Origin of the sequence: Dyadobacter sp. BHUBP1 (genome assembly GCF_050587785.1) — a bacterium.
Taxonomy (GTDB): Bacteria; Bacteroidota; Bacteroidia; order Cytophagales; family Spirosomataceae; genus Dyadobacter.
Map to the genome: position 1 here is coordinate 282,403 of NZ_JBOBIH010000003.1, position 24,270 is coordinate 306,672.

22 protein-coding genes and 1 tRNA gene are annotated in these 24,270 nt (G+C 49.5%); 13 read left to right on the forward strand and 10 right to left on the reverse strand.

The genetic code is table 11. The annotated features are described in order from the left end of the window. Window position 1 precedes the first annotated feature (1 nt). The 6 genes from ACQ4MZ_RS13455 (at window position 2) to ACQ4MZ_RS13480 (ending at window position 5,302) form a co-directional block, all read left to right on the forward strand. Window positions 2-1,048: a WG repeat-containing protein gene (locus ACQ4MZ_RS13455; RefSeq protein WP_430845590.1), complete on the forward strand. Its 1,047-nt coding sequence runs from the start codon at window positions 2-4 to the stop codon at window positions 1,046-1,048. A gap of 129 nt (window positions 1,049-1,177) precedes the next feature. Continuing rightward, on the forward strand, window positions 1,178-1,690 hold the full coding sequence (locus ACQ4MZ_RS13460; RefSeq protein ID WP_430845591.1) for a DinB family protein: 513 nt from the start codon (window positions 1,178-1,180) through the stop codon (window positions 1,688-1,690). A 91-nt stretch (window positions 1,691-1,781) separates the two neighbouring features. Next, complete coding sequence (locus tag ACQ4MZ_RS13465; RefSeq protein ID WP_223400469.1) at window positions 1,782-2,273, forward strand: (2Fe-2S)-binding protein; 492 nt, start codon at window positions 1,782-1,784, stop codon at window positions 2,271-2,273. Window positions 2,274-2,305: 32 nt separating this feature from the next. Next, window positions 2,306-4,468: a molybdopterin cofactor-binding domain-containing protein gene (locus ACQ4MZ_RS13470; protein WP_430845592.1), complete on the forward strand. Its 2,163-nt coding sequence runs from the start codon at window positions 2,306-2,308 to the stop codon at window positions 4,466-4,468. Between the two features lie 4 nt (window positions 4,469-4,472). Next, window positions 4,473-4,814 (forward strand): TfoX/Sxy family protein, encoded by a 342-nt coding sequence (locus ACQ4MZ_RS13475; protein ID WP_430845593.1) that lies wholly within the window; start codon window positions 4,473-4,475, stop codon window positions 4,812-4,814. Next, window positions 4,814-5,302, forward strand: a complete 489-nt coding sequence (locus ACQ4MZ_RS13480) for a DUF1905 domain-containing protein (protein WP_430845594.1) — start codon at window positions 4,814-4,816, stop codon at window positions 5,300-5,302. The genes ACQ4MZ_RS13475 and ACQ4MZ_RS13480 overlap by 1 nt, the downstream gene beginning before the upstream one ends. Before the next feature lie 70 nt (window positions 5,303-5,372). Here the strand turns inward: ACQ4MZ_RS13480 and ACQ4MZ_RS13485 are convergent, their stop codons facing one another. From ACQ4MZ_RS13485 to ACQ4MZ_RS13495, 3 genes are all read right to left on the reverse strand, one after another. Then, a complete protein-coding gene (locus tag ACQ4MZ_RS13485; RefSeq protein ID WP_430845595.1) occupies window positions 5,373-6,935 on the reverse strand; it encodes a phosphatase PAP2 family protein in 1,563 nt (520 codons plus the stop codon). A gap of 17 nt (window positions 6,936-6,952) precedes the next feature. Then, window positions 6,953-7,879 carry a hypothetical protein gene (locus ACQ4MZ_RS13490; RefSeq protein ID WP_430845596.1) on the reverse strand — a complete coding sequence of 309 codons (927 nt, stop codon included), beginning with the start codon at window positions 7,877-7,879 and terminating at the stop codon, window positions 6,953-6,955. Between the two features lie 108 nt (window positions 7,880-7,987). Then, entirely contained in the window at window positions 7,988-8,539 is a 552-nt protein-coding gene (locus ACQ4MZ_RS13495) for a hypothetical protein (protein WP_430845597.1), read from the reverse strand. Between the two features lie 198 nt (window positions 8,540-8,737). Between ACQ4MZ_RS13495 and ACQ4MZ_RS13500 the strand changes: the two genes are divergently transcribed. Beyond that, window positions 8,738-9,283 carry a DUF6265 family protein gene (locus ACQ4MZ_RS13500; protein ID WP_430845598.1) on the forward strand — a complete coding sequence of 182 codons (546 nt, stop codon included), beginning with the start codon at window positions 8,738-8,740 and terminating at the stop codon, window positions 9,281-9,283. Between the two features lie 15 nt (window positions 9,284-9,298). Next, the gene (locus tag ACQ4MZ_RS13505) at window positions 9,299-9,817 is read left to right on the forward strand and encodes a DinB family protein (protein WP_430845599.1); all 519 of its coding nucleotides are present in this window, start codon (window positions 9,299-9,301) and stop codon (window positions 9,815-9,817) included. On the opposite strand, the gene ACQ4MZ_RS13510 is transcribed toward ACQ4MZ_RS13505, so the two are convergent. Beyond that, complete coding sequence (locus ACQ4MZ_RS13510) at window positions 9,814-11,829, reverse strand: thioredoxin domain-containing protein (protein ID WP_430845600.1); 2,016 nt, start codon at window positions 11,827-11,829, stop codon at window positions 9,814-9,816. The genes ACQ4MZ_RS13505 and ACQ4MZ_RS13510 overlap by 4 nt on opposite strands. A 17-nt stretch (window positions 11,830-11,846) precedes the next feature. Beyond that, the gene (locus tag ACQ4MZ_RS13515) at window positions 11,847-13,478 is read right to left on the reverse strand and encodes a T9SS type A sorting domain-containing protein (protein ID WP_430845601.1); all 1,632 of its coding nucleotides are present in this window, start codon (window positions 13,476-13,478) and stop codon (window positions 11,847-11,849) included. Window positions 13,479-13,632: 154 nt separating this feature from the next. Between ACQ4MZ_RS13515 and ACQ4MZ_RS13520 the strand changes: the two genes are divergently transcribed. The 4 genes from ACQ4MZ_RS13520 to ACQ4MZ_RS13535 all read left to right on the forward strand — a co-directional run bounded on the left by ACQ4MZ_RS13520 (window position 13,633) and on the right by ACQ4MZ_RS13535 (window position 16,430). Then, on the forward strand, window positions 13,633-14,088 hold the full coding sequence (locus ACQ4MZ_RS13520) for a hypothetical protein (protein WP_430845602.1): 456 nt from the start codon (window positions 13,633-13,635) through the stop codon (window positions 14,086-14,088). 81 nt (window positions 14,089-14,169) lie between these two features. Beyond that, window positions 14,170-15,483 carry an MFS transporter gene (locus ACQ4MZ_RS13525; RefSeq protein WP_430845603.1) on the forward strand — a complete coding sequence of 438 codons (1,314 nt, stop codon included), beginning with the start codon at window positions 14,170-14,172 and terminating at the stop codon, window positions 15,481-15,483. Window positions 15,484-15,507: 24 nt separating this feature from the next. Next, window positions 15,508-15,582, forward strand: a tRNA-Val gene (locus tag ACQ4MZ_RS13530). A 272-nt stretch (window positions 15,583-15,854) separates the two neighbouring features. After that, a complete protein-coding gene (locus ACQ4MZ_RS13535) occupies window positions 15,855-16,430 on the forward strand; it encodes a metal-dependent phosphohydrolase (protein ID WP_430845604.1) in 576 nt (191 codons plus the stop codon). 71 nt (window positions 16,431-16,501) lie between these two features. Here ACQ4MZ_RS13535 and infB read toward each other — a convergent pair whose 3' ends face one another. From infB to rimP, 3 genes are all read right to left on the reverse strand, one after another. Beyond that, a complete protein-coding gene (infB, locus tag ACQ4MZ_RS13540; protein ID WP_430845605.1) occupies window positions 16,502-19,552 on the reverse strand; it encodes a translation initiation factor IF-2 in 3,051 nt (1,016 codons plus the stop codon). 70 nt (window positions 19,553-19,622) lie between these two features. Next, on the reverse strand, window positions 19,623-20,864 hold the full coding sequence (gene nusA / locus ACQ4MZ_RS13545) for a transcription termination factor NusA (RefSeq protein WP_430845606.1): 1,242 nt from the start codon (window positions 20,862-20,864) through the stop codon (window positions 19,623-19,625). A gap of 88 nt (window positions 20,865-20,952) precedes the next feature. After that, window positions 20,953-21,435, reverse strand: coding sequence for a ribosome maturation factor RimP (gene rimP / locus ACQ4MZ_RS13550; RefSeq protein ID WP_430845607.1), 483 nt, complete (start codon window positions 21,433-21,435; stop codon window positions 20,953-20,955). 236 nt (window positions 21,436-21,671) lie between these two features. Between rimP and ACQ4MZ_RS13555 the strand changes: the two genes are divergently transcribed. Further along, complete coding sequence (locus ACQ4MZ_RS13555; protein ID WP_430845608.1) at window positions 21,672-22,688, forward strand: endonuclease/exonuclease/phosphatase family protein; 1,017 nt, start codon at window positions 21,672-21,674, stop codon at window positions 22,686-22,688. Between the two features lie 24 nt (window positions 22,689-22,712). Here the strand turns inward: ACQ4MZ_RS13555 and ACQ4MZ_RS13560 are convergent, their stop codons facing one another. After that, window positions 22,713-23,078, reverse strand: coding sequence for a DUF4907 domain-containing protein (locus tag ACQ4MZ_RS13560; protein ID WP_430845609.1), 366 nt, complete (start codon window positions 23,076-23,078; stop codon window positions 22,713-22,715). After that, window positions 23,075-24,112: a Kelch repeat-containing protein gene (locus ACQ4MZ_RS13565; RefSeq protein ID WP_430845610.1), complete on the reverse strand. Its 1,038-nt coding sequence runs from the start codon at window positions 24,110-24,112 to the stop codon at window positions 23,075-23,077. Before ACQ4MZ_RS13565 ends, ACQ4MZ_RS13560 begins: the two co-directional genes overlap by 4 nt. Window positions 24,113-24,270: the final 158 nt, after the last annotated feature.

Sequence of the window (24,270 nt, forward strand, 5' to 3'; positions counted from 1 at the left end):
GATGTTTGGAACACTAAAAAGATACTTGCTGCTGATACTGACCGCAAATCTGGCTTCCGGCGCCATTGCGCAGCAAAATGAGCCGGTAAATCCGGATACAAACGTCAACGCGGGCATTACCGTGGTACGTGATACAACCGATTCAAGCAAATTGCGGCATTATTATAAGCTGGCCAACGGCCGTGTGCTGGGAGAGGACAGCGTGTATGTATTCGACGCAACCGACGACTGTGAAAGCGACGGCAAGATCCGTTTCCGAGACCGGGTGACAGACAAAGTTGGTTTTTTCGATAACGATGGCAGGGTAGTAGTGCCGGCTGTTTACAATGACGCAAGCCGGTTTCAAAACGGCATGGCGATGGTGATCAAAGATGCCAGGCGGGTAGGATGGGACGGCGAAGATTGTGAAAAGAGTGACTGCGAGCATTGGCTGTGGAAAGGCGGTAGCATGATGCTGATCAATGCGCAGAACCAGGTGCTGGTCGATAGTTTCGAAGTAGACGGGCAGATCAATTGGTATTCATTGCGAATTAAGGACATGCGGGGAGATACCAGCTTGTTTTGCTCGGTCAAGGGCGTCAACGGCAAATGGTATGTGTTTGTGGATTATCAGAAGGAATTCGACAAGTGGTTCCGTGAAGAATACCTGGCGGCGCTGCCGGACCTAGCCAAACTGCGGGAGTTTTCACACGATTCACTGGTTAGTTCCCTGCCTGAATATGAGGAGTGGCAGCGGATGTCGGGGGATGAATTCATACAAAAGTGCGGTAGCCGGTTGGCAGCCCGGTTACAGCTGGTCCGTGACCATAAGATCAGCATCTTTACCGGCCTGACCCCATTTGGCCTGAACCCTTACATTCATACCGGAGCATCGTTTGAACCATTTTTTGACGGATGCATTCCGGGCGATGCCGGGCGTTATCCGGCATTCGAAGTCACATCCAACTTCACCGGCAAAGACGGCCGCCTTCATTACCAGGAGAATTACTCGTTTTTACGAACCGACAAGGGCTATAAATTGATAGGTATCTCCTGGCGTAATCCCTAGCGGAATGCGCTTTATTTGAGCTTAACAAAAAATAAATACGCTCAATTGCGATCGTTGGCGGGGCAGATGTTGTTGTCCCAAACGGAGCCAATCCGTTTTTTAACCACCAATCATCAAGAAACCTTCATCATGAGCACACAGAACGAAGCCACCGCGCTCAAAAGCAGCAAAGAGTTGTTTGTTAAAATGGTAGTCTCCAACTGGGAGCTGCAAAATCAGCGCCTGAACGGCTGGCTGGCCCAATTGCCCGACGAACGTTTGTTGGAGCCCGTTGCCCAAGGCAAAAACCGGGCGGTTTACCTGCTTGGCCATTTAGTGGCAGTCAACGATGGGATGATCGCATTACTCGGATTGGGTGAGCGCCTGTATCCTGAGCTCGACGAGCTTTTTGTCAAAAATCCTGACCGCAAATTCGACCAGATCCCAACCGTGGCCGAGCTGAAAGAGAAATGGACCAATCTCAATGCGGTATTGACCCGCTATTTCGCCGAGCTCGACGCTGACGAATGGTTTCGCAAACATAATGCGGTATCAGACGAAGATTTCGCGCGAGAACCACACCGAAATAAGCTCAATATATTGATTAACAGGACTAATCATGAAGCTTACCACCTGGGGCAACTTATTTTTTTAAAAGCCTGACATCACCTCCCGGCAGTTGTAAAAGTCAGCGATTTTGTAATATTTTACAGCATTATTCACCACTCTCACTAAATCTTCATCACTCATCACCATGGCTGTATATAACCTATCATTAAATGGCAAAAAGGTGAAAGTCGATGTGGAACCCGATATGCCTTTGCTTTGGGTGATACGCGACTTTGCCGATTTGAAAGGGACCAAATTCGGTTGCGGAATGGCGCTTTGCGGCGCCTGTACGATCCATCTGAACGGTCAGCCGGCGCGGGCATGTCAGACACCGGTTTCGAGTGTCGGCAAAAACGATAAAATCACGACGATCGAAGGCATCGGCGAAGGCAAGCTGAGCATTATCCAGAAGGCCTGGATAGAAGAGCAGGTCCCGCAGTGCGGTTATTGCCAATCAGGACAAATCATGTCGGCGGCAGCATTGCTGAAATCCAACCCATCACCAACCGACGCCGACATTGACGCTGCGATGAGCGGCAACTTGTGCCGTTGCGGCACTTACGACAGGATCAGAAAGGCGATCCACCGCGCCTCGGACGAAATGAAAGTTGCCGAAAAAGGGATCGGCCAGCGCTAATGCAAGTTCATCAACCTTAGCCACAGAAAACATTGGAAAATATACAAACATCACGGCGCGACTTTTTGAAAGCCGCCGGATTTACATCACTCGGACTGGCTGTCGGTATTTCGGGCTTTACCAGGGACGCTTCGCTGAAAAAGATCGCGCCCGCGGTATTGAAGCTGGAAATCAACCCATTCATTATCATCGACACGACCGGCAATATCACCCTGGTGAACCCGCGCCCGGACATGGGCCAGGGTTCCACGCAGGCAGTGCCTTCGCTGCTCGCCGAAGAGCTGGAAGTGAGCCTTGATAAAGTGCTTATCGTGCAAAGCGATGGCAAGGGCAAATATGGCAGCCAGACATCCGGCGGCAGCAGTTCGGTACGCGAGCTATGGATGCCGATCCGCAAAGCCGGCGCGGCAGCGCGTGAAATGCTGACCACTACCGCCGCCAAGAGATGGAACCTGCCCGTCTCTGAATGCGTGGCCGAGGACGGTAAAATCTGGCATAAGGCCAGCGGAAAGAGTCTTACCTACGGCGAGCTGGCGGACGATGCCTCCAAACTGGAAATCCCCAAAGAGCCAAAGCTGAAAGAGCCGAAGGATTTCAAGATCATCGGGAAGTATAACAAGCGCCTGGATGTGCCCGAGCGTGTGACGGGAAAGGCTGTTTACGGCCTTGATGTGGGCGTGCCGGGCATGGTGTATGCTGCCATTGTGCACTCACCGATGATCCATGGCAAAGTGGCCTCTATCGACGACTCGGATACCAAAAAGGTGAAGGGCGTTTTGCAGGTGATGAAAACCGAACGCACCATGCCGCACCGCACTTCGGAGGCCGTTGCGGTTGTTGCCACCAACTGGTGGGCCGCATTGAAGGGCAAGCGGGCTTTGAAGGTGAGCTGGGATAATGGTAATTATGCCAAAACGGTGGATACTGCCACCTATTTCGCGGCCACTTATGAAGCTGCAAAAAAAGAGGGCGTGAATTTTGAGGAAAAGGGCGATTTCGCCGTGAAATATGCGAACGCAAAGGATAAACTGGAATCGCATTATGAAACGCCCTTCCTGGCGCATGCGCCTATCGAGCCTGAGAACGCGGTCGTACATGTGAAGGATGACGGAAATGTGGAGATATGGGCGCCGATCCAGGGACCTGACTGGGCATTACGGGACGTTTGTGGCTACTTGAAAGTAAAACCCGAGCAGGTAAAAATCAATGTGACATTGCTCGGCGGCGCATTCGGACGCAAGGCATACCACGATTTTTTGCTTGAAGCATGCCACATTTCGAAAGAGCTGAAAAAGCCGGTAAAAGTGATCTGGACGCGGGAAGACGACATTACCCAGGGACCGTACCGCCCGGGTATGCTGAGCCACATGCAGGGATTTGTGGAAGACGGCAAGATTACCGGTTTTCACCACCATGCAATCGGAGAATCCATTGTAGGCCAGGTTTTCAAAGGGCTGAAAGACGACGAGGCAGACCCGTGGCTGAGCGAGGAAATCAGCACAGGCAACAACAAATATCACTTCGGAACGGCCTCGAAAGTGAGCTGGACGAACGTGAAAACCGACATTCCCGTAGTTTGGTGGCGATCTGTATATGCTTCCAACTTTGGCTGGGGGCAGGAATGCTTCATCGATGAGCTGGCACATCTGGCCCAAAAAGACCCCTTGAAAGCACGCCTTGAAATCCTGCCAGACGAACGTTTTAAAAAAGTACTCGAAACACTGGCTGAAAAAGCGAATTGGAATGAGAAGCTACCCCAGGGCAGCGGTAAGGGAATTGCGGTGTTTAAATCATTTGGTAGCATTTCGGCCTGTTGCATTACGGTTTCCAAAAAGGATAGCGGGGTGAAAATTGATAAGGTTGTCTCGGTGATCGACTGTGGCTACTACGTAAATCCCGACAATGTAAAGGCGCAAACAGAGGGAAATATCGTAATGGGTATCACGGCGGCGATCAAGGACGGGATTACATTCACCAACGGCATTTGCGACCAGACCAACTATCACCAGTTCAATGTAATGCGCATGAATGAGGCGCCTGCGATGGAAATCCATATTGTTGATAGCGGCGCGGTTCCCGGTGGAGTGGGAGAACCGGGCCTTCCGCCGGTCGCCCCGGCGCTGGGGAATGCGATATTCGCAGCAACCGGCAAGCGCCTGAGAAAATTGCCTTTTGATATCAACAATATTGCCTGAAAAGATGGCCTATGATGAACGGGTAGCCAACCGCATTCGTGAGGCATTGGCTGACCAGCCCCTGGTGGAGGAGAAGACCCTTTTCCAGGGGCTGGCTTTTATGGTCGACGACAAGATGTGCATCTGCGTCCGTAACGACGTGCTCTTATGCCGCATCGGCCCGGATGAATACGAAGCCGCATTGGAAATCAATGGGGTAGAACCTATGATCCACAATGGACGCTCGATGAAGGGGTATGTATTCGTAAATCCAGAAGGATACGCCTCCCGGGAAGCCTTTGAATCATGGGTGACCAAATGCCTTGGGTTCAATAAGGTGGCCAAGTCATCTAAAAAGAAGAAGTAATGGAGGAATTGTTGATTAACCAAAGGTACCAGCTGGAAAAGTTTCCCGGAAAAGGGGGCTGGACTTATGTGGTCCTACCCGAAATCCCGCAGCATGTCAAACGGAAGTTCGGGATGGTGAAAGTCAAAGGACGGATCGACGATTATGAACTGATGGGCTATAACCTGATGCCTATGGGCACCGGGCAATTGTTCCTTCCGGTGAAAGCGGAAATCCGCAAGAAGATCGGCAAAAAGGAGGGGGACTGGGTGAATGTCGAGCTCTATGCTGATAGTTCCGCATTAGCGATCCCGGAAGAGCTTATCGATTGCCTGAAAGATGAGCCCAAGGCCTACGCCAACTTTATGAAACTTGCCGAAAGCGGCCAAAAAGAGTACCGCGACTGGGTCTACTCTGCCAAGAAGGACGAAACGAAAGTAGCCCGCATCGCCAAAATGATCGATATGCTATTGCAAGGCAAGCGGCTGACGGGCGATCAGCCGATTTAAAGCAATGCATTAAACAACAAATCCCTACCGTAATGAATAGGGATTTGTTTATTGAAATAGTATTTAGTCTTTATTCGGCGCCATCCGTTTTAGCCCGCTGAACGGCATAGCCGCCGATCTTGTGGCCGGTTGCCAGGCCTACTTCGCAGTCGAAGCGGTAGTGGATCAAGCCGTAAATGCGGGACACGGATGCTTCGGAGGCCATATCGTCGACTTCTTTCTTTTTATCAGGGAATATGTGCGCCAATACTTCGGCCGCGGCTCCCGAGAATGTAGAGTGACCAGACGTGTAAGAAGGGAAGTTAGGCAGTCCCACAGATGTTTTGATCTTGCTGCTCATTTGATTTGGCCTCGGATAATAGTACCAATACTTTACGTCCCAGCAGCAGATTCCCGCGTCCTGCATAGTGGTACCCAGCAAGGCAAGCGTACGCGCGGTGCGCACTTCACTGTATTTGTTTTCATGGCACAATTCAGCACCTTTTCTGTGCCAGTGGCCCGGAGGGGTGTAGCTGCCCACGCCGTCGGACCAGAAGCTGGCAATACGTGCCTGCTCGCGGGTCTGGTTTTTGGCGATGTCGAGCAATTCGTTCAGATCTTTTTGAAATGCAGGGCTGCCGATAGTTGGCGGTGCTTCAGGGCGGAGTGCTACTACCGTCGCAGAATCGAAATTCCATGGTTTCACGAAGCCATAAGTCGGAAGCATGGGCGGGCGGGGAGGAAATTCCTGGCTCACCCAAGGTTCGGTAACGCCAATTTTACGTGCATTCGCGATCATAGCGGCGGTTTGGGCCTGGTTATTAGCACCGCTCATCTTGTCGGTTTTAGCGCGTGCCATAATTTTGGCACCCACCGCTTTGCCCAATTCGGAGCCAGCCAGGATATCGCTTTCAACGTTCATTCCCGCTAATATTCTGCTTTGTTTGTGCTCGGCCAGTTTAGCATCCAGGAATGGTACTTCCCCGGGGAACATCGCTTTGAGAATAACACATGAAACCTCGGCAACCACCGCATCTTCCGAAGGGTAAGAGGGAAGGTCGCTCACTGGTAGCAGAGTCTTGATGGAAGTGTCGTTTTTCGAAGGGGCTTTGCGGTTGTATTTGAATTTGTAGTTCCAGGCCGCGACCAGCGCATCGTACTGCGCTACGCTCAGGTATGCAAGCGCGCGTGCTGTGTAAGGCGGGTTGGCGAAGGGAAATTTCGGGTCTTGCAAGGGTTTGCTCGCGTCGGGTACGGGGTATTTGCCTTCGGCGTTCGAGGCCGGCGGGCTGTTGTAGCGTGCGGCCAGTTCCCGTGCTATTTCGTTCCAGCGGTAGACGGCACCTGCTCCCCAGTAGTTGATTTGCTCACGTTGCTGCGGAGTAACAGCCTCAGTTGCCGTTTTCAGCTTTTGAAGTTCAGCTTTGTAGTCAGCCGAAGTTGCTTCTTTGGGTTCGGTAACGGCGATTTCGCCCGATGAGGCCAGTACGTAGGGCTTCCAGGTGCCGGCTTTTTCGTCCAGACTGGAAGGGGTGTTGATGCCGGCTGTGGGTTCATCGACGGTCTTGGAACATGACCATAGCATCACGGCTGCCATCGCAGGTATGGCGAGGCGCGTGATAGACTGCCGAAAAGAGATATATTTGTTTTTCATCGTTTTCTGTCTGAATATTAGTTTTTAGCTTCTTTGAGGTAGCGGAACTGGTAAAGTACGCCTACGGAAAAGGCGGTGCTTTGGCCCATGTTCTGCCCTGAGATCACGTGCGATGCACGTGCATTCACACCGATATTTTTAGGCTGGAATTTGGCATACACTCCTACCACGGTCGATTTCATATTATTGCTTGGGAAGGGCATGTCGTTACGACGGATGTTGTCGCCGCCATCACAGGCTCCGTACTCGATAAAACCTTCTGCCTGGATGGCTTTTTTGAGGTAACCCAGCCTTGCCGAAGCGTCGTACGCATTGGGGACGGACACCTTGTTGGTATTATACAATCTGTCGTCGGCCTGGTAAGAATCGCGGTCGATGGTGATCTTGCTTCTGAAAATATAGGAGCCGGAAGCGGTCAGATAGATGCCGCTTTGATGCCGGTAACTGGCTAACAACCGCGCAGTGGCTGTTTTGCATTGCAAACCGATGGACATTGGTAAAAAATCGGGAATATAGTTGGAGGTCGGAATCGATGCGCCCCCGATGGCATGCAGCGAAAATCCCGATTTATTCAGGAAACGGTATTTTAACCAGAGGGAAGCATCCTGAAAGCCCTTCTGCCATTTGAGGTTGCCAGCGCTGGTCTGCGTCCACACGTAAGGCAATGCCACGATGGCATTGAGATCTTTGGTAATCCCGACAGCGAGCATGGGCATGACGCTTTGTGTAGTATGAGTGCCGATATTGAGGTTTTCACGTTTCAAGGTGTTTTCCCAATATTGGTCCCACGAGCTGTGCGTATAGGATACTGCCAGACAGGCCGTTTTTTTGCCCATGTAAATTGCATCGTTGGGCATCTGCGCATAGGCGGAGGATATCGGGCCGGCGATCGTCAGCAATATGCCGAGCAGACGCAGCCCCTTTTGATGTAAAGAACTTATCATAGATCAGGAATTGATATGATGGTACACGCCGAAAGGGTGCAAATAATATGACATAACACTACCAGCCAGGGTTTGTGGCGGTAATGTGTTATGAATCAGGAAGAAATGTTAGAAATGTTCGGGCGGGGGGGATACCAGCGACGCTGGACGTGACGGGTAGCGTGCCGCTAAATAATGCGTATTGGCAGATAAGCGGGCTTCCCGGGCAATGGCTTCGGAATGGGCCGGAAACTGCTGTGTATTGGGAATGTAGATCTTCAGAAGGTTGCCTAACAGCTTAATGGCTTTGCCGTATGGATTCTGCGGAATGTCGGCCTGCGGGTCATTGAGGACCTGGATCGCGTTGGCCAGTTCAAAGAAATGGTCGCGAGCCGCTTCATTGGATTGCAGCGTCACATACAGCGTGTCATTTTGGTGAAGCACCTGGGTTGGATTGTAAAACTGCCCCTCCTGACGAACCAGACCGTTGATATTTTCGGGGATTTCGAGATCACTGGAATAGGGTAGCGAGGGAAGGTACATTTTCCGTACCAGCGACTGTCCCGTTTCAGCGGAAGCAGCGATTTGGTAATCCTTTTCAAAGAAAAGAATAGCAAAACTGAGCCCAAACATATTGTAGAGCAGCAATACCAGTAACCCTATCGACGCCAGTCTTCTCAATTCTTAAAGAGGATTTATACCCAAATGTAATCATTTTAGCTACATATAAAAAGGACCCTCAAAATCATTAACAGGCTCATTTAGTGCTAAATGTAGTAACTACTGGTTATTTATTGTAGGATGAATAGGTTATTTATTTGGATTTCAAAGCTATGCGTGAAAGGCCTGGATCAACGACTGCCAAAATTTGCTATCTTGATGCGACCATCATATTTCCTGAACGCCATGAGAACTTATCCGTCTTTGTCCGAGCTTTGTGATAGCGCGATATTCATGCTGTTTCTGGCGTTATGCGCATTTACCGCGGAAACTATATTCACCCGGAAGGATTTCGAAAAGCTGAAACCGATCGTGGGAACCTGGTTGAATAAACGTCCGCGGGGCGATATTTACGAAACCTGGACAAGAAAGAGCGAAACCGAGTTTGCCGGGATGAGTTATACGCTCCAGGGCGCTGATGCCGCAGCTGGCGATACCACGCCTCTTGAAAAGGTACGTCTCTATATTGACGGAAACCAGATTGTGTACGCGCCGGTGGCCGCTGGACAAAATGATGATAAAGAGGTTTTATTTAAACTAAAAAGCATCGAAGGCAGCCGTTTCGTATTTGAGAACCTGCAACACGATTTTCCCAGGCGGATTGTGTACGATTTCAGGTCAAACGATTCGCTTTATGCGCATATCGAAGGCGAAGTCCAGTCCAAACAGCGCAGAGTCGATTATCCTTACCGCAGAATTCATTAAACTATCCATAACACCATGAAAAGCTCAGAGATCCAGCCAATGCCCCAGTTTTTTGACAGATACATTAACCTAGTAGAGGATATCGACCTTTTCGATGGTTTCTCAAAGCTGACACCGGAGCATGTTTTTGGCCAAACCGAAAAGCTGGCCGCGCTTGGGGACCGCGTTTACGCGGAAGGCAAATGGACCGTCAAAGACATTTTGCAGCACGTGATCGATAACGAAAGGATCATGTCCTACCGGGCGCTACGCTTTTCAAGAAATGACAAGACGCAGCTTCCGGGCTATGACGAAGCGGTTCTTGCAGCGAACACGATCGCCGGGCACCGGACCGTCGCCGATCTGATGGAGGAATGGAACGAGCTGCGCCGAAGCACGATCACCTTGTTCAAAAACATGGATAGGACCATGCTGACGCGCGTAGGCAATGCCAATCAGACTGAGATTACTGCCCTTGCTTTGGGCTTTGTGATCCTGGGGCATCCGGTGCATCACATGAATGTGATCCGTGACCGCTATTTCCCATTGCTTTAAACGCCTGCGAGCTGTTCGAGCGCTTCTTCCACTTTGTTTACCGGTAATTGGCAGGCTTTATCGTAACAGACGTAAATGGCCGTTTTGGCATTTATCTCGGTCCGGTTTTGCAGCAGCGGCAGCGTGGAAGAGGTGCTTGTTCCCATCACGATTTTGTTGGGAATAAAAAAGCGGTCAAAATCCTTGCGCATCGCGTCCGCGTCCCCGCCTACGATCGCGATTTCGGCGGTAGGCACGGCACGCTGGCAATATAATGCGGCCCAGTTGGTAACCCATTGCACATCCGCCAACAGCAACTTGGTCATTTTGGAAAGCATGTTATCGGCTATTTCCAGGTAATCGTCACGATCCAGCATTTTACCCAATGTGTAAAGGTTATGGGCCATCATCGAGTTGGAGGCTGGTATTACATTATCGAAGAGCTCTTTTTTGCGCGCAATGAGCGTTTCACCGTACGCGTCTGTGAAATGGAAGAAACCCTCGGCCTGGTCGAAGAAATTACTTATTGCGTAATCGGCCAGCGCTTGGGCTTTTTGCAGCCAGTTTTCTTCAAATGTGATCTGGTAAAGCCCCAGATACCCTTCAATCACCGCGGCATAGTCTTCCAGAAAGCCCGTCACAGTGGCTATCCCGTTCTTGTAGCTGTGTTTCAGACGGTTTTCCGCCATCATTTTCGAGGCAATGAAATGCCCGGTGGCGATAGCCAAATCGCGGATTTGTTCATCCCCCAATGCGCGGTAGGAATCTGTTAAGCCTTTGATCAGCAAACCGTTCCAGGAAGCCAGTATTTTGTCGTCGAGCCCCGGCCTGACTTTCAACCGGCGTTTTTCGGCCAGTTTGACTAATGCATTTTCATACAATGCAGGGAAGTCATCTACTTGAATGCCAGCGGTTTTTGCCGCGAATTCAATAGGTTCGGTCAAATGCAGGTGATTGTAACCGTGTTCCCAGTTTCCCTGCCGGGATATTTTATAAAGTTTTGAAAACCAATTAAAATCCTCACCCAGTGCCGCTTTAAGCTCGTCTTCGGTCCAGATGTAGAATTTGCCCTCGATGCCTTCGCTATCTGCATCCAATGCAGAGAAAAAACCGCCGTCCGGGCTGCGCATTTCACTGGAAAGCCAATGGATGGTTTGTTGGATACGGTTTGCGTAAAGTGGATTTTGGGTCAGTGAATAGGCTTCTGCATAGATGCTCAGTAATTGCGCGTTATCATAAAGCATTTTCTCGAAATGCGGGATAAACCAATCCTCATCTACCGAATAACGCGCCCAGCCGCCACCGACGTGGTCATAAATTCCACCCAGAGCGATGCGGTTCAATGAAAGCTCTACCTGCGCGAGCGCTTCGGGATTCTGGCTAATATCGAAATAGCGCAGCAAAAATTTATAAATCGAGGGCATCATGAACTTCGGCGCGCGGTCCATGCCGCCTTTTTGCGTGTCGAAATGCCGCTGGATCTGCTCGAACATCAGGTCTGCATCGCTGGTGTTGAACTGAACGGGGCCATTCACCAGGCCATATTTCTGGCTCTCGGAAGCTACCATGTTCTCGACAAACCCTTCTGCAGAACTGGCCAGCTCGTCGTAATGATTAGTGAATGCCTGGTTAATGCTCTTTAAAAGTTGCACCCAGTTTTGGGGAGGCAAATAGGTAACCCCATAAAATGGTTTGGTATCCGGCAGCAGGAATACATTCAGTGGCCAGCCCCCGCGCACGCCCATCGCCTGTACAGCGTCCATGTATACTGCGTCCACATCCGGGCGCTCTTCCCGGTCGACTTTAATGCATATGAAATACTCGTTCATTACCTGGGCAATGGATTCTTTCTCAAAGCATTCGCGCTCCATCACATGGCACCAGTGACAAGCCGAATAGCCGATACTGACCAGGATAGGCTTGTTTTCATTTTTCGCTTTGGACAATGCTTCCTCGCCCCAGGGATACCAATCCACCGGGTTGTGGGCGTGTTGAAGCAAATATGGGCTGGTTTCTTGGCTGAGTCGGTTCATATGAGTGCAGGCAGCGGTTATTGCAGGATCACTATCTTTTTGATGACTGTTCGGTTATTGGCAGTGAAACGGGCAAAATACATGCCAGACGATAGTTTGGGCAAGGTGATCTTCGTCTTGGTCTCGCCGGCGAATGCTTTCAGTTTTTGTTGCAGGAATATCTGTCCTTTGGTATTGGTTAACGCGAATTCGACATCGGTAACACCGTTGATCCCCGCCAGTGAAACATTGAGCTCCTGCGCCGCGGGATTTGGATAAACATTTACCAGGTCGAGCGACGGTTCAATACCATTGACAGAATCGTTCAAATCGAATTTGCAGAGGAAAACTTCCTTTCCTTTTAATGTAATGTTGCGCGCCCAGTTCTGATAGGAAACTGTGATCGAAGTTGTGGCATTGTCTGCTGCATAGGGATTTTGAGCGGCGATCAAAATATTTTGTCCTTTTACAATGCCCCGCCAAACCGGGTTTTGCTGTTCCATATTGTCCCGTGCGGACATCGGGATCACCAGTTGATAATTTCCTTCGAGCATATCCTTGAATTGTGAGAGCCGGTACAGTCCGTAAATGAAATGCTCATAGGGTGCATAATTTTCCTGCCTGTCAGCAGATAAAAATGGGTTTTCCCAAAGCCAGATGCCTTTTGCGCCGGAAAAGAATGGGAAAATCGCAGTGGCTTCCGCCATGAAATCGGTGATCAGCGGGATGTTCGGGTCGTAGCTGTCGTGCACGCGCAGCCAAACGAACGGGATAATCGGCTTGGTGCTCCATGCTGCATTCGCTTCAATGCTGAATAGCAGATAGGAGAGGTAATCCTTCCCAATGGGATGATCGTAGCCGTAATAGTAATAAGGTGAGGGCGCGAGGAAATCGATGGCATTGTAAAAGCTGCCGCCGACCTTGCCGGCGTTGTCTTGCATGAGGTAATGCGTGCGCGCGAGGTTGGTCGTCCAGTCCTGCCAGCTGTTTGCGGTGATATTCAGCCAGGTATTGCGGATGGGTACATCACTGTAACTGGTCAGTGAAGCCTTAACACCTTTCGCGCGCAGGCGGTTGGTGGCCTCGGTGTACCACCAGCGCATATCGCGCTTGTAGGTAGCCAGGAAATCGGTGTCGGACAGGTTACGGTAATTTTGGGGAATCTGGGCGTTGGTTTTCAATGCGAGGATATCGCGGTCTTCACGCTGCATGCGCTCGATGTCCAGGCACACAACGTCGGTACTGGTGACGGTGCTGGCATAATTATCCCAATAACTCCGGTACGCGGCGGTATCATTACCCCACGGGCTTTTCAACGCATTATCGGCCCAGGGCTGGTTACCAGTTGATGTGGCCACGCCATACCACAGCATGGCGCGCTGGTCCGGCGCCAGCGACCCGGGTTCCGGGCCGCTGAATGCGGAAATGTGGCTGAAACCGTGTTTCAATGGCTGTGATTGCGTGTCTCCGAAGCGCGGCCCGCTGTAAATGATTTTAAATGGAAGCGAAAACTCGGGGAATTTGCTCCATTCGATGTTATTCTTGGTTGCGACGGGGTTTAGCACATAACCGGGCTGGCAATTTTGAGCATGCGTTTTCGATACAATGAGCAATACACTGAGAAATGCACTGAAAAATGCCTTTGAATAGATGTTTGTATAGTATGTCATAAGATTTGACCAGACAAATTCGTTACTTTTGCAATGTCGCCAATTTCATTTTTCCGGGACGCGCAGTCCGGGACACGCAGTCCGGGACACGTATTCCAGACGCGGGATAGTTCATCAGAATAGAAATTGCCTTGAAACGTAAAATACAATCAACATGAAACGATTACTCCTTTTTGTTCCAGTCCTGTTTTTTTCGCTTTTGGTGATCAGCTGCGGTGACAAAGATAAGAACGAAACGCCTGAGCCGACCGAGAAGAATAAAATACTGGTTAATTATCCATGGCGTATGTCTTCTGTGACCGATTTGTCGGGAAAGGCCATTCCGGACAACCAATGGGGCACGGATACAAAATACATTTTGAAAATGGATATTCAGTTTCAATCAAATGCGACTGTGAAAGCATTGGATCAGAATTCTAGTCAGGTACTCAATGGTGGGACCTGGTATCTGATCAACGACGAGAAGGCCCTGGATATCAAAATTATAGGGTTCTCCGGTGAATTCGGACTAGAAGAACTGACCAACAGCAAAATGAGATTAAAAAGCAAAATGCCGATCAATGGGGTAGAGCAGGAAGCGATCATGGTCTTCCAGCCTGTGATCAAATAACTGGTGATGCGATATACAATTTATAGTGGAAAGCGGCGGATAAAATCTGCCGCTTTTCTTATTTTGTACAAATTTTTTTGAATGAAAAAGAACGTACCCTCCATCATCAACGCCTGGTGCATGTACGATTGGGCCAATTCGGTACACGCATTGGTGATCGTTTCCAGCATTTTTCCCGTCTATTTCAGTGCTACCGCATTAAGTGCGTCGGGAACGCCCGAGGTTAATTTTTTTGGTGCGCAGATCAAAAGCTCTGTACTTTTTTCCTACACCGTCTCTGTTTCATTCCTGATCACGGCACTACTGATCCCGATTTGCACGGCCATCGCTGATTTTACCGGCAAGAAAAAGCGTTTTATGCAGTTCTTCTGCTACACTGGAGCGGTAAGCTGTATGCTGCTGTATTTTTTTACCAAAGAAACAATGCTTTCCGGCGTGTTTCTTTTTGGTCTAAGCCTGATCGGATGGAGCGGAAGCATCGTTTTTTACGATTCCTACCTGCCCGAAATCGCGACCGAAGACCGTTTCGACCAATACAGTGCACGAGGTTTTTCGCTGGGTTACCTGGGTAGTGTGTTGTTGTTGCTATTCAATTTGAGCATGATCCTTGCGCCGCAGTTCTATGGCATTACCCAGAAGTCGCTTCCTGCACGCATATCTTTTTTTACCGTAGGGTTGTGGTGGATATTGTTTGCCCAGATTCCTTTTTACTACTTGCCGTCGGGCAATGCGGATAAGGAAAAGAGTGGCAACTGGATATTTCACGGGTTTAGGGAATTAAGAAAGGTGTACGGCCGCCTGCGCGAGCAGCCTTACCTGGCCAAGTTCCTGAGCGCGTTTTTCATCTATACGATGGGCTTGCGCACGGTCATGTATGTGGCGACAATCTTTGGAGCAAACGAATTGAAACTGCCTTCACAAAGTCTGATCATTACCGTGCTGCTGATTCAGCTTGTCGGGATTGCCGGCTCTTATACATTTGCCTGGCTATCGGGCAAGATCGGCAACATTTATGCTTTGATGATTGGCGTGGCCATCTGGATCGGTATCTGCACCGGGGCCTACTACACCACCGAAGCCATGGAGTTTTACATGATCGCCTGCACGGTAGGTATGGTAATGGGAGGCATTCAGTCACTTTCCCGTTCTACATATTCCAAACTGATCCCGGAGAACATTACCGACACGGCTTCTTATTTCAGCTTTTACGATGTGACCGAAAAGCTGGCCATCGTAATCGGCACATTTATATACGGCACAGTCGAGCACATTACCGGCAGCATGCGCAACAGCATACTGGCGCTGCTGATTATTTTCGTGATCGGACTGATGCTGCTCTACCGCATTCCTTCCAGGAAAGTTTACGGCTTCGAATTGGATCGTAACAAAAATTGATTTAATATCGCGGCACCAAAAAGCAGGATGTTAGCTCAGCTGGTTCAGAGCGCCGCCTTGACAGGGCGGAGGTCAGCGGTTCGAACCCGCTACGTCCTACGAGTTTAAAGGCCTGGATATCATTTTGATGTCCAGGCCTTTGTTGCATTATCCCGGATACTTGTTGGCTGTCTATAATTGTTGCCCGATCACGAACATATCGAGGAAGTCGGCAGATATTTTGAAGAGAGGAATTGCTTAGGGGTACATAAACAAAAATCCAGAACAAATGAGTTGCGCCGTGCAAGTAATAATTTCAATAACCAGAGTTTTATTATTACTTTAAAAAGACAAAGCTGGAAAGTGCCTGTAATTCTCGAATGTATTAAAATATGCTGGAATTGACTGAGCGCCAATGGGCGCTGTTTGACTATGTGAAGGAAATGCACGGCGGGCAGAAACGTAAATATACGGGTGCGCCTTATTACACGCATTTGCTCAGCGTTGCCAATCGTGTCGAAGAATATGTGCAGAATGGTTATGAAACCGAAATAGCGCTTTGCCATGATCTGATTGAAGATACTGAGTGCTCATTGGCCGATTTGTCATATAAACTGATGAGTATTGGCTATAATATTGAAGAAGATGAAGTGATCCTGGCCGGCGTGGATGATCTTACGGATAGATACACGAGCGAAAAGTACCCTTTCCTCAATAGGGCGCAACGAAAGGAACTGGAAAGTGCGAGGATAGTAACATCGCGGCCCATCGCCCAGACGGTCAAGTATGCCGATATTATCGATAATATGCTTTCATTGGCCGAGCACGATCCGGGTTTTGCGAGGGTCTATGCGCGGGAGGTGGATAGTTATCTATGGAAGATCAACATGGGAAACCCCGGTCTCTATGCGGCGTGCTGTCAGCTTCTGACTGAGGTTAAGAGAAAACTGGGAATCAACCCAAGTTAATGTGCTGCAACCGGGCATTAAAAAAGCCTGCTTCTTTGCGTGAAGCAGGCTTTCATTAGATCGGTAGCTGATTAAAGCGTCCGTTTTACTTCGCGTAGCTCAAAGCTTTCAATGATATCGCCGATTTCGATGTCGTTGTAGTTTTTGATGCTCAAACCACATTCGTAACCGTTTCTTACCTCCTGAACATCGTCTTTGTAGCGTTTCAGTGAGTCGATCTCACCTGTATAAAGTACGATACCGTCGCGGATTACGCGGATCTTGTTGTTGCGTTTCACATAGCCATCGGTTACGTAGCAACCTGCAATCGTACCGATACGGCTGATCTTGAATACTTCGCGGATTTCGATGTTTCCGGTGATGATTTCTTCGATCGTTGGAGCCAACATACCAGTCATCGCATCCTTGATCTCTTCGATCGCCTGGTAAATTACCGAGTAGTGGCGGATTTCGATCTGATCCTGCTCGGCCATTTTCTTCGCATTCGAAGAAGGACGAACCTGGAATCCGACGATGATCGCATCGGAAGCAATCGCAAGGTTGACATCGGATTCGGAAATCTGACCTACCGCCTTGTGAATGATATTTACCTGAACTTCGGAAGTCGAAAGTTGCAGCAATGAGTCGGAAAGCGCCTCTACGGAACCGTCCACGTCACCTTTTACAATCAGGTTCAGCTCGCGGAATGTTCCGATCGCTTTCCGGCGGCCGATTTCTTCCAGTGTAATATGCTTACGCGTCCGAATCGACTGCTCGCGCTGGATTTGCTCACGTTTGGTCGCAATGTCACGCGCATCACGCTCGTTTTCGAAGACGTTGAAACGGTCACCTGCCTGCGGTGCGCCGTTCAGACCGAGCAGCTGTACCGGCATGGATGGGCCCGCTGTTTTGAGCCTTTTTCCAAGGTAATCCGTCATTGCTTTCACTTTACCGAAGTGCGCACCAGCCAATACCACGTCTCCCACTTTCAAAGTACCGGTTTGCACCAGGATCGTCGTCACGTAGCCGCGACCCTTATCGAGCGATGCTTCTACAACGGTTCCTGCCGCGCGGCGGTCCGGATTGGCTTTCAGTTCGAGCAATTCCGCTTCGAGCAATACTTTTTCAAGCAGTTCGTCGATACCCAACCCTGATTTGGAAGAGATTTCCTGGGTTTGGTATTTACCACCCCATTCTTCGACCAAAAGGTTCATATTAGCCAGCTCCTCCCGGATCTTCTCGGTGTTGGCACCTGGCTTATCCACTTTACTGAATGCAAATACAATCGGTACGCCGGCTACCTGGGCATGGTTGATCGCCTCGCGGGTTTGCGGCATGACGCTGTCGTCCGCTGCGATAACGATGATAACCACATCGGTTACCTTGGCTCCACGGGCACGCATCGCGGTAAATGCCTCGTGACCAGGTGTGTCGAGGAATGTTACCTGTTTTCCGGTTTTGGTTTTTACGCTGTATGCACCAATGTGCTGGGTAATACCTCCGGCCTCGCCGCTTGCTACGTTTTCCTGACGGATGTAGTCAAGGAGCGATGTTTTACCGTGGTCAACGTGACCCATGATCGTTACAATCGGTGCTCTTTCTTTCAGGCTGTCCTCGTCGTCGACTTCTTCCTGCACATCATTTTGCACTTCTTCTTCGGCTGAAATGAAGGCTACTTCAAACCCGAATTCATCGGCAATGAAAGTAATGGCTTCTGCGTCGAGGCGCTGGTTGATCGAAACGAACATACCCATGCTCATACATACTGAGATTACTTCCTGCACCGTCACGTCCATCAGCGACGCCAAATCGTTTGCGGAAACAAACTCGGTTACGCGCAATACCTTTGTTTCTTCATCTCCGAAGCCGTTCGGATCGTTCTGATCTCCACGGTCGCGGCGACGGCCTTTTCCTCCTCTGGCCGTACCTTTGGTGGTGCTACCACCCATACGGGCCATTGTAGCCTTAATATTGTCAGCCACTTCCTTGTCGGAAACCTCCTCGCGACGACCACCTCTGCGGTTGTTGCCGTTATTACCTCCGCGGTTGCCCTGGCCACCTTGCGCCGGACGTTGTCCGCCGCCTTGCTGGTTACCACCCTGCGCATTGTTGCCGGGTGTATTGGGACGGTTGCGGTTAGCATCGGTGCCACCAGTGTTGGTATTGGCGCCTGCGGTTGGATTGGCATCGGCTGGCCGGTTTTCGCCGGGCGCTGCTGCGCCGTCGCGGATTCTTTTTCTTTTTCTACGGCGTTTCTTGTCAGCGGCATTATCGCTGGAAGCAACCGGATCTTTCTTTTTATTCGTAGGGAGCTCGATTTTTCCAACTACCCTTAATCCTCTGAGTTGTTCGCCACGCGCCTCGATCAGCTCAGATTCACCCGCTGGTTGTTCTTCGCTTGTATTGGCTGGTTCCGGAGCAGCCGGTGCTGGTTTTTCAGCAACTGGCGCTGACTCTTTCGGCTCAACTGGCGCAGGTGCCGGCTTTGCTTCGGCAGGTGGGGTTGGGCGCGGCTCCTCCTTCACTGGCGTTTCCGCGGCCGGCGCTGTTGGTGCAGCGGGAGTTTCTTTCACAGGAGCTTCTGCCGGAGCTTCCTTCACAGGCTCGGGCTGGGAGGCTACAGGCTTGGTTTCTTCTTTCTCAACCGGCGCAGGTTTCGACGTTTCCGCAATTACCTCTTTCGGTGCTTCCGGCTTCGGTTGTTCCTCAGGTACAGGTTGTTGTACAACCGGTCGTTTCGCATCCAGGTCGATCTTGCCAACTACCTTTATACCAGGAAGTTTATTTTCAAAAGCAGGCTGTGGCTCTGTTGCAGCAGGTTTTTCCTCGACAACTGGCTTTTCCTCTGCTTTCGGTGTATTTCGGAAATAAAGAATTCCCTCAACATCGCTTTTTACTTTGTCTTCCTTCACCTCAATCGGCGCTTCCACAGCAGGAGCAGCCGGTTTCTGGCTCAGAGAAGTTCTCAGTTCATTCGATTTGAAATCCTTCGCAAGAAACTCAATTTGATCGGCATTAATTTTGGTATTCGGATTAGTTTCCACCTTATACCCCTTGGCAGACAGATGATCCACGATCGTAGTAATACCCACGTTCAGGATCCGTGCCACTTGGCTAAGGCGCATCATTTTATCTTCTGCCATATTAGCAATTTAGTAGAATAAGGTTTTGCATTGATTGCAGGGCTGCTTTGCACAGCCCCACGGGTTAATATTATTCAAATTCTTTCCGCAGAATATCGAGCACGTCTTCGACGGTCGCTTCTTCCAGGTCGGTTCTTCTTACAAGCTCTTCCTTGCTCAGGGCCAGCACGCTTTTGGCTGTATCCAGACCGATCTTGTGCAATTCATCGATGATCCATTCGTCGATTTCATCCGAGAATTCGGTCAAATCAACGTCTTCATCATTTTGTTCTTCGATATCGCGGAATACGTCGATTTCCATTCCCACCAGTTTGCCGGCCAGCTTGATATTCTGTCCGCCTTTACCGATTGCCAGTGATACCTGGTCTGGTTTGAGGAAAACCGATACGCGTTTGGCGTCGCGGTCAATTTGCATCGAGCTTACTTTCGCGGGGCTCAATGCGCGGCTGATGAGTAGTTCGAGGTTGTCAGTGTAGTTGATAACGTCGATGTTTTCGTTACCCAATTCACGGACAATGGAATGGATACGTGAGCCTTTCATACCTACGCATGCGCCCACCGGATCGATCCGGTCATCGTATGATTCGACGGCAACTTTGGCACGTTCCCCTGGTTCACGAACAACTTTCCGTACCGAAATGATTCCATCGTAGATCTCGGGAATTTCCACTTCGAACAATCTTTCCAGAAATACCGGTGACGTTCTTGATAATGTGATCTTGGGCGATCCGTTGTTCATTTCCACTTTATGGATCACCGATTTTACGGATTCCCCCTTGCGGAAACGGTCTTTCGAAATCTGCTCGGTGCGCGGCAGCGAAAGTTCATTACCTTCCGAATCCACGATGATTACCTCGTGTCTCAAAGTCTGGTATACCTCGCCGGTGATCATTTCACCCACCTGATCCTTGTATTTTTCATACATGATCTCCTTCTCCATGTCCTTGATCTTCTGGATCAGGGTTTGACGGGCGGTTTGCACAAGGCGACGGCCGAATTCCACCAGCTTCACTTCTTCGGCTACTTCTTCACCCACTTCAAAGTCACTCTGGATCTTGCGGGCTTCTGAAAGAGGTATCTTGTTATATTCCCAGATATCCTCGGAGTTGTCGTCCACGATTTCGCGGGTACGCCACATTTCGAGGTCACCGCTTTCCGGGTTGATGATCACATCAAAGTTATCGTCGGTGCCATATTTCTTACGAATCATAGTACGAAATACCTCTTCCAAAACACTGATCATCGTAGGACGATCGATGTTCTTAGAGCTTGCGAACTCCGCGAATGACTCAATTAATATTCCGCTATCCATGGGTATGTTAATGAATATTTGCTGATACTAAGTTATACATATTATATAATTGATCACAACCGGGAAATGCTATTCCGGCCTTGTGAGTCTATTTAAACGAGATTTCGATCAACGCCTTGGATATTTCATCCAGGCGGATCGTCCGCACCAGCGACGCCTCGTCGACCGGTGTCTTCGGCTTTTTCTTCGGAGCGGGCAGTTGGATGGTAATGCTCTCATCACCTGCGTCGGTCAGGTTTCCAAGGAGGGCTTCACCGGTTTTCAAGGTAATCTTGAGGTTCCTGCCCACATTTTTCTTGTACTGGCGCGGCAGTACCAACGGCTGGTCCAGGCCGGGGGAAGAAACTTCCAGCGTGTACGCGTCTGTGAATATTTCCAGCTCTTCAAGCTGCTTGGCGAGCCTGCGGCTGATGGAGGTGCATTGCTGAATTGTAATGCCCTCGTCGCTGTCGACAAGGATGGTAACTTTCTGGCTCGCCTTCGAAGGTTTCATAACGATGTCTACCAGAAAACAATCGCCATCTACCAGAAGTGGGGCCAGCAAAACTTCTAAATGTTCCTTTACGGTCATGTATAAGCTATACAAATAAAAAAGGGGATTTAGACCCCCTCAATCAATCGATCAAAATAGAATTGGATGCAAATATAAAATTATTTTATCATTTCTACAAACATTCGGGGATGTCTTCCAAATCCATTTCCGTCGCCTATTTTTGCAAAAAATGCTATTCTGAATCAATGAAGGGGATCAAGAGGTTACTGTGGTTTTTATATCAATGCTTTGCTTGCTATACCTTGCTGATTTACATGCTGATACTGTGGGTGCCGCTGGATGGCTGGGTGGCCGGTTTTATGATGATGTCCTTTCCGGTAGTAGTGCTTGTTCACTTGATTTCAGTGCCCGTTTGGTTCATCGTTGAGAAGAAAAAGGCCATTTTGCCACTGATTATGTTTGTCGCCGCAGGTTTATTTCTTTCCAGGACGTATCAGTTCGGTGGTTCCCGGGATACGCCTGCGGAAAAGAACGACAAACGCAAATTCTCTGTAATGAGTTACAATGTCCACGTATTTCAAAAGTTTTCAGAGTGGCGAACCGAAAGCGCGCGCAAGGAAATCAGCGAAATGAAAGCCTGGATAGGGGACAGCGGTGCAGACGTGTTGTGTATGCCGGAGTATTACGATGAGGATGACAGCATTTTCGATTCGGGAAACTACCTGCGAAAAAAGGGATACAAACATGCGGCCCATTTCTATCGGCGAAAATACGGAAAAACGTATTGGGGGCTGGTAATACTTTCGAAATATCCTATCATAGCATCCCGTGACACGGTTTTTGCAGCACAAAACGGTATGATCCAGGCCGACATCAAGGTTGGTCGCGATACCGTGCGGGTGATTGGTCTGCATTTGTATTCGATGACGCTGGGCCTGAGTAAGCTGGTGCATCAAAAGGAAATGGATGGTGTGAAGGCTGAGGGGCGCATTACACTCCGGAAAATGAAAAACGGCTTCACGCAAAGAGCCGAAGAGTTTACCGTTTTGCAGGACTGGATCGAAGCATCGCCTTATCCGGTGCTCGTGTGCGGGGATTTTAATGAAGTGCCTTACAGCTATATTTATGGAAAGCTGCGAAAATCACTTAAAAACAGCTTTGAAGAAAAGGGGCAAGGATTTGGCTTTTCTTACAATCACCTGCCTTATTTTATCAGGATTGATCATCAGTTTTTTGATGAGCGTAAACTATCGTTGCTTGACTTCACTACTTATTCTAAAATAACATACTCGGACCATTATCCGATCATGGGTACTTACCGTTTCAAATAAAAAACAGGCTCCGAAGAGCCTGTTTTACTGATATTTAATGTCGAGACTGTCTAGCTCGTGTGTGGAGATAGTCGGCGGGAAGACACCCTGGTCGAGCTTATGCTTGACCAGCTTCCCCGTTTTAGCGGCCTCCTGCTCCGTTGCAAAACCATTCATGCCAGGCACTCCCGGAATAACCTTCTGCTCGATTACCAGTGTGGTATCCTGACGGATATTGTAACCCCAGCCATGCTCGCCCTTTATAGTTTCAACCTTGAAACGGGAAAGGCCTTCGCTGCCCTGATTTACACCCCGTTCCTTAAAGAACAGAAAGTAAATCGCTGCTGCGAAGGCCGTTGCCACTGTGGCCAGTATTCCAATGATCAGGACTCTGCGGTTTTTGCGAATCACAGATCGTCGTCGTCGTTAATTGGCTGGCTGGGATCGAAGCCCCAGAAGTCGTCTGTTCCCCCTGAGCCGGCTGCACTGCCTGTTCCCAGGTAACCGATTTTACCGATTGTGAATGCGCCAGCAAATCCTCTTTGAGTTGGGAAAGGAGCTCTTTCGAGCCAGCTGTTTGCACCCGGATCATATTCCCATACATCAGATCTGCCTTCACCGCCAACAATATAAGCTTTGCCGTCGATCACAAAAGATGAGCCGTATGCGCGTGCAGGAAATTTATCCTGGTCGAATCCGGTAGCGAAGTCGATGCGGGTCCAGTTACCTGCGCCGCCGTTACCCGCAGGGTCGAAGCTGTAAATATCTTTGAAAGACGTGTTAGAGTTGCTTTTGCCGAACCCAACATAAGCCTTTGAACCAATGGTGAATGAAATAGCACCGGTTCTTTTACCACCTTTAAATGTAGCCATTTCGGTCCATTTGTCGGTAGCAGGGTTGTATTCGTAAAAATCCTGATAGTAGTTGGTGGCGTTGAAGCCCAGACCTACATATGCTCTGTCGTTTACAACGAATGAAGTTGCAAACTGGCGAGGGCCGCCGCCGAAGTCGGCAATAGCATCCCATTTGTTAGTAGCAGGATCGTATTCGTAGAAATCTTTTTTGTAGCCGTTGTCGACGGTGCGTACGTCGTCGAATCCGCCACCCACATAAGCCTTGCCTTTCAGCACGAACGCAGTGGCGTTGTTACGGCCTGTGCCGGGGAATGGAGTTATTTGGGTCCAGGTCTGTCTTTCGGCATTGTAAGCCCAAAAGTCCTTTACCCGGGCAACTGTTTCATTTGTATAACCAGTACCAATGTAACCTACGCTGCCAATTACAAAACTCACTGCGTTGGTCCGGATCGATCCTCCGAAGTTTGGCAGATCCTTTCTGAACCAGTTTCCGCGTTTTTCTTCTTCATCCTTGTCGCCGCAGCTTATCTGCACCAACGAGGTTGAAGCGACTAGAAGGGCTAACGAAGTCTTTTTTAAGGTATTAAACATGAAATTATTGTTTGACGAATTGTTACAAATGAGTAATGAGACTTAATGATAATTTTTATGGACTGGCGGCCTATACGCGATACAACCAGCTCAGCCGTAATCTAAATTTTTGCAAACATAACATCTTGATACTGCTAAGTAAAATAATCAGAAATTTT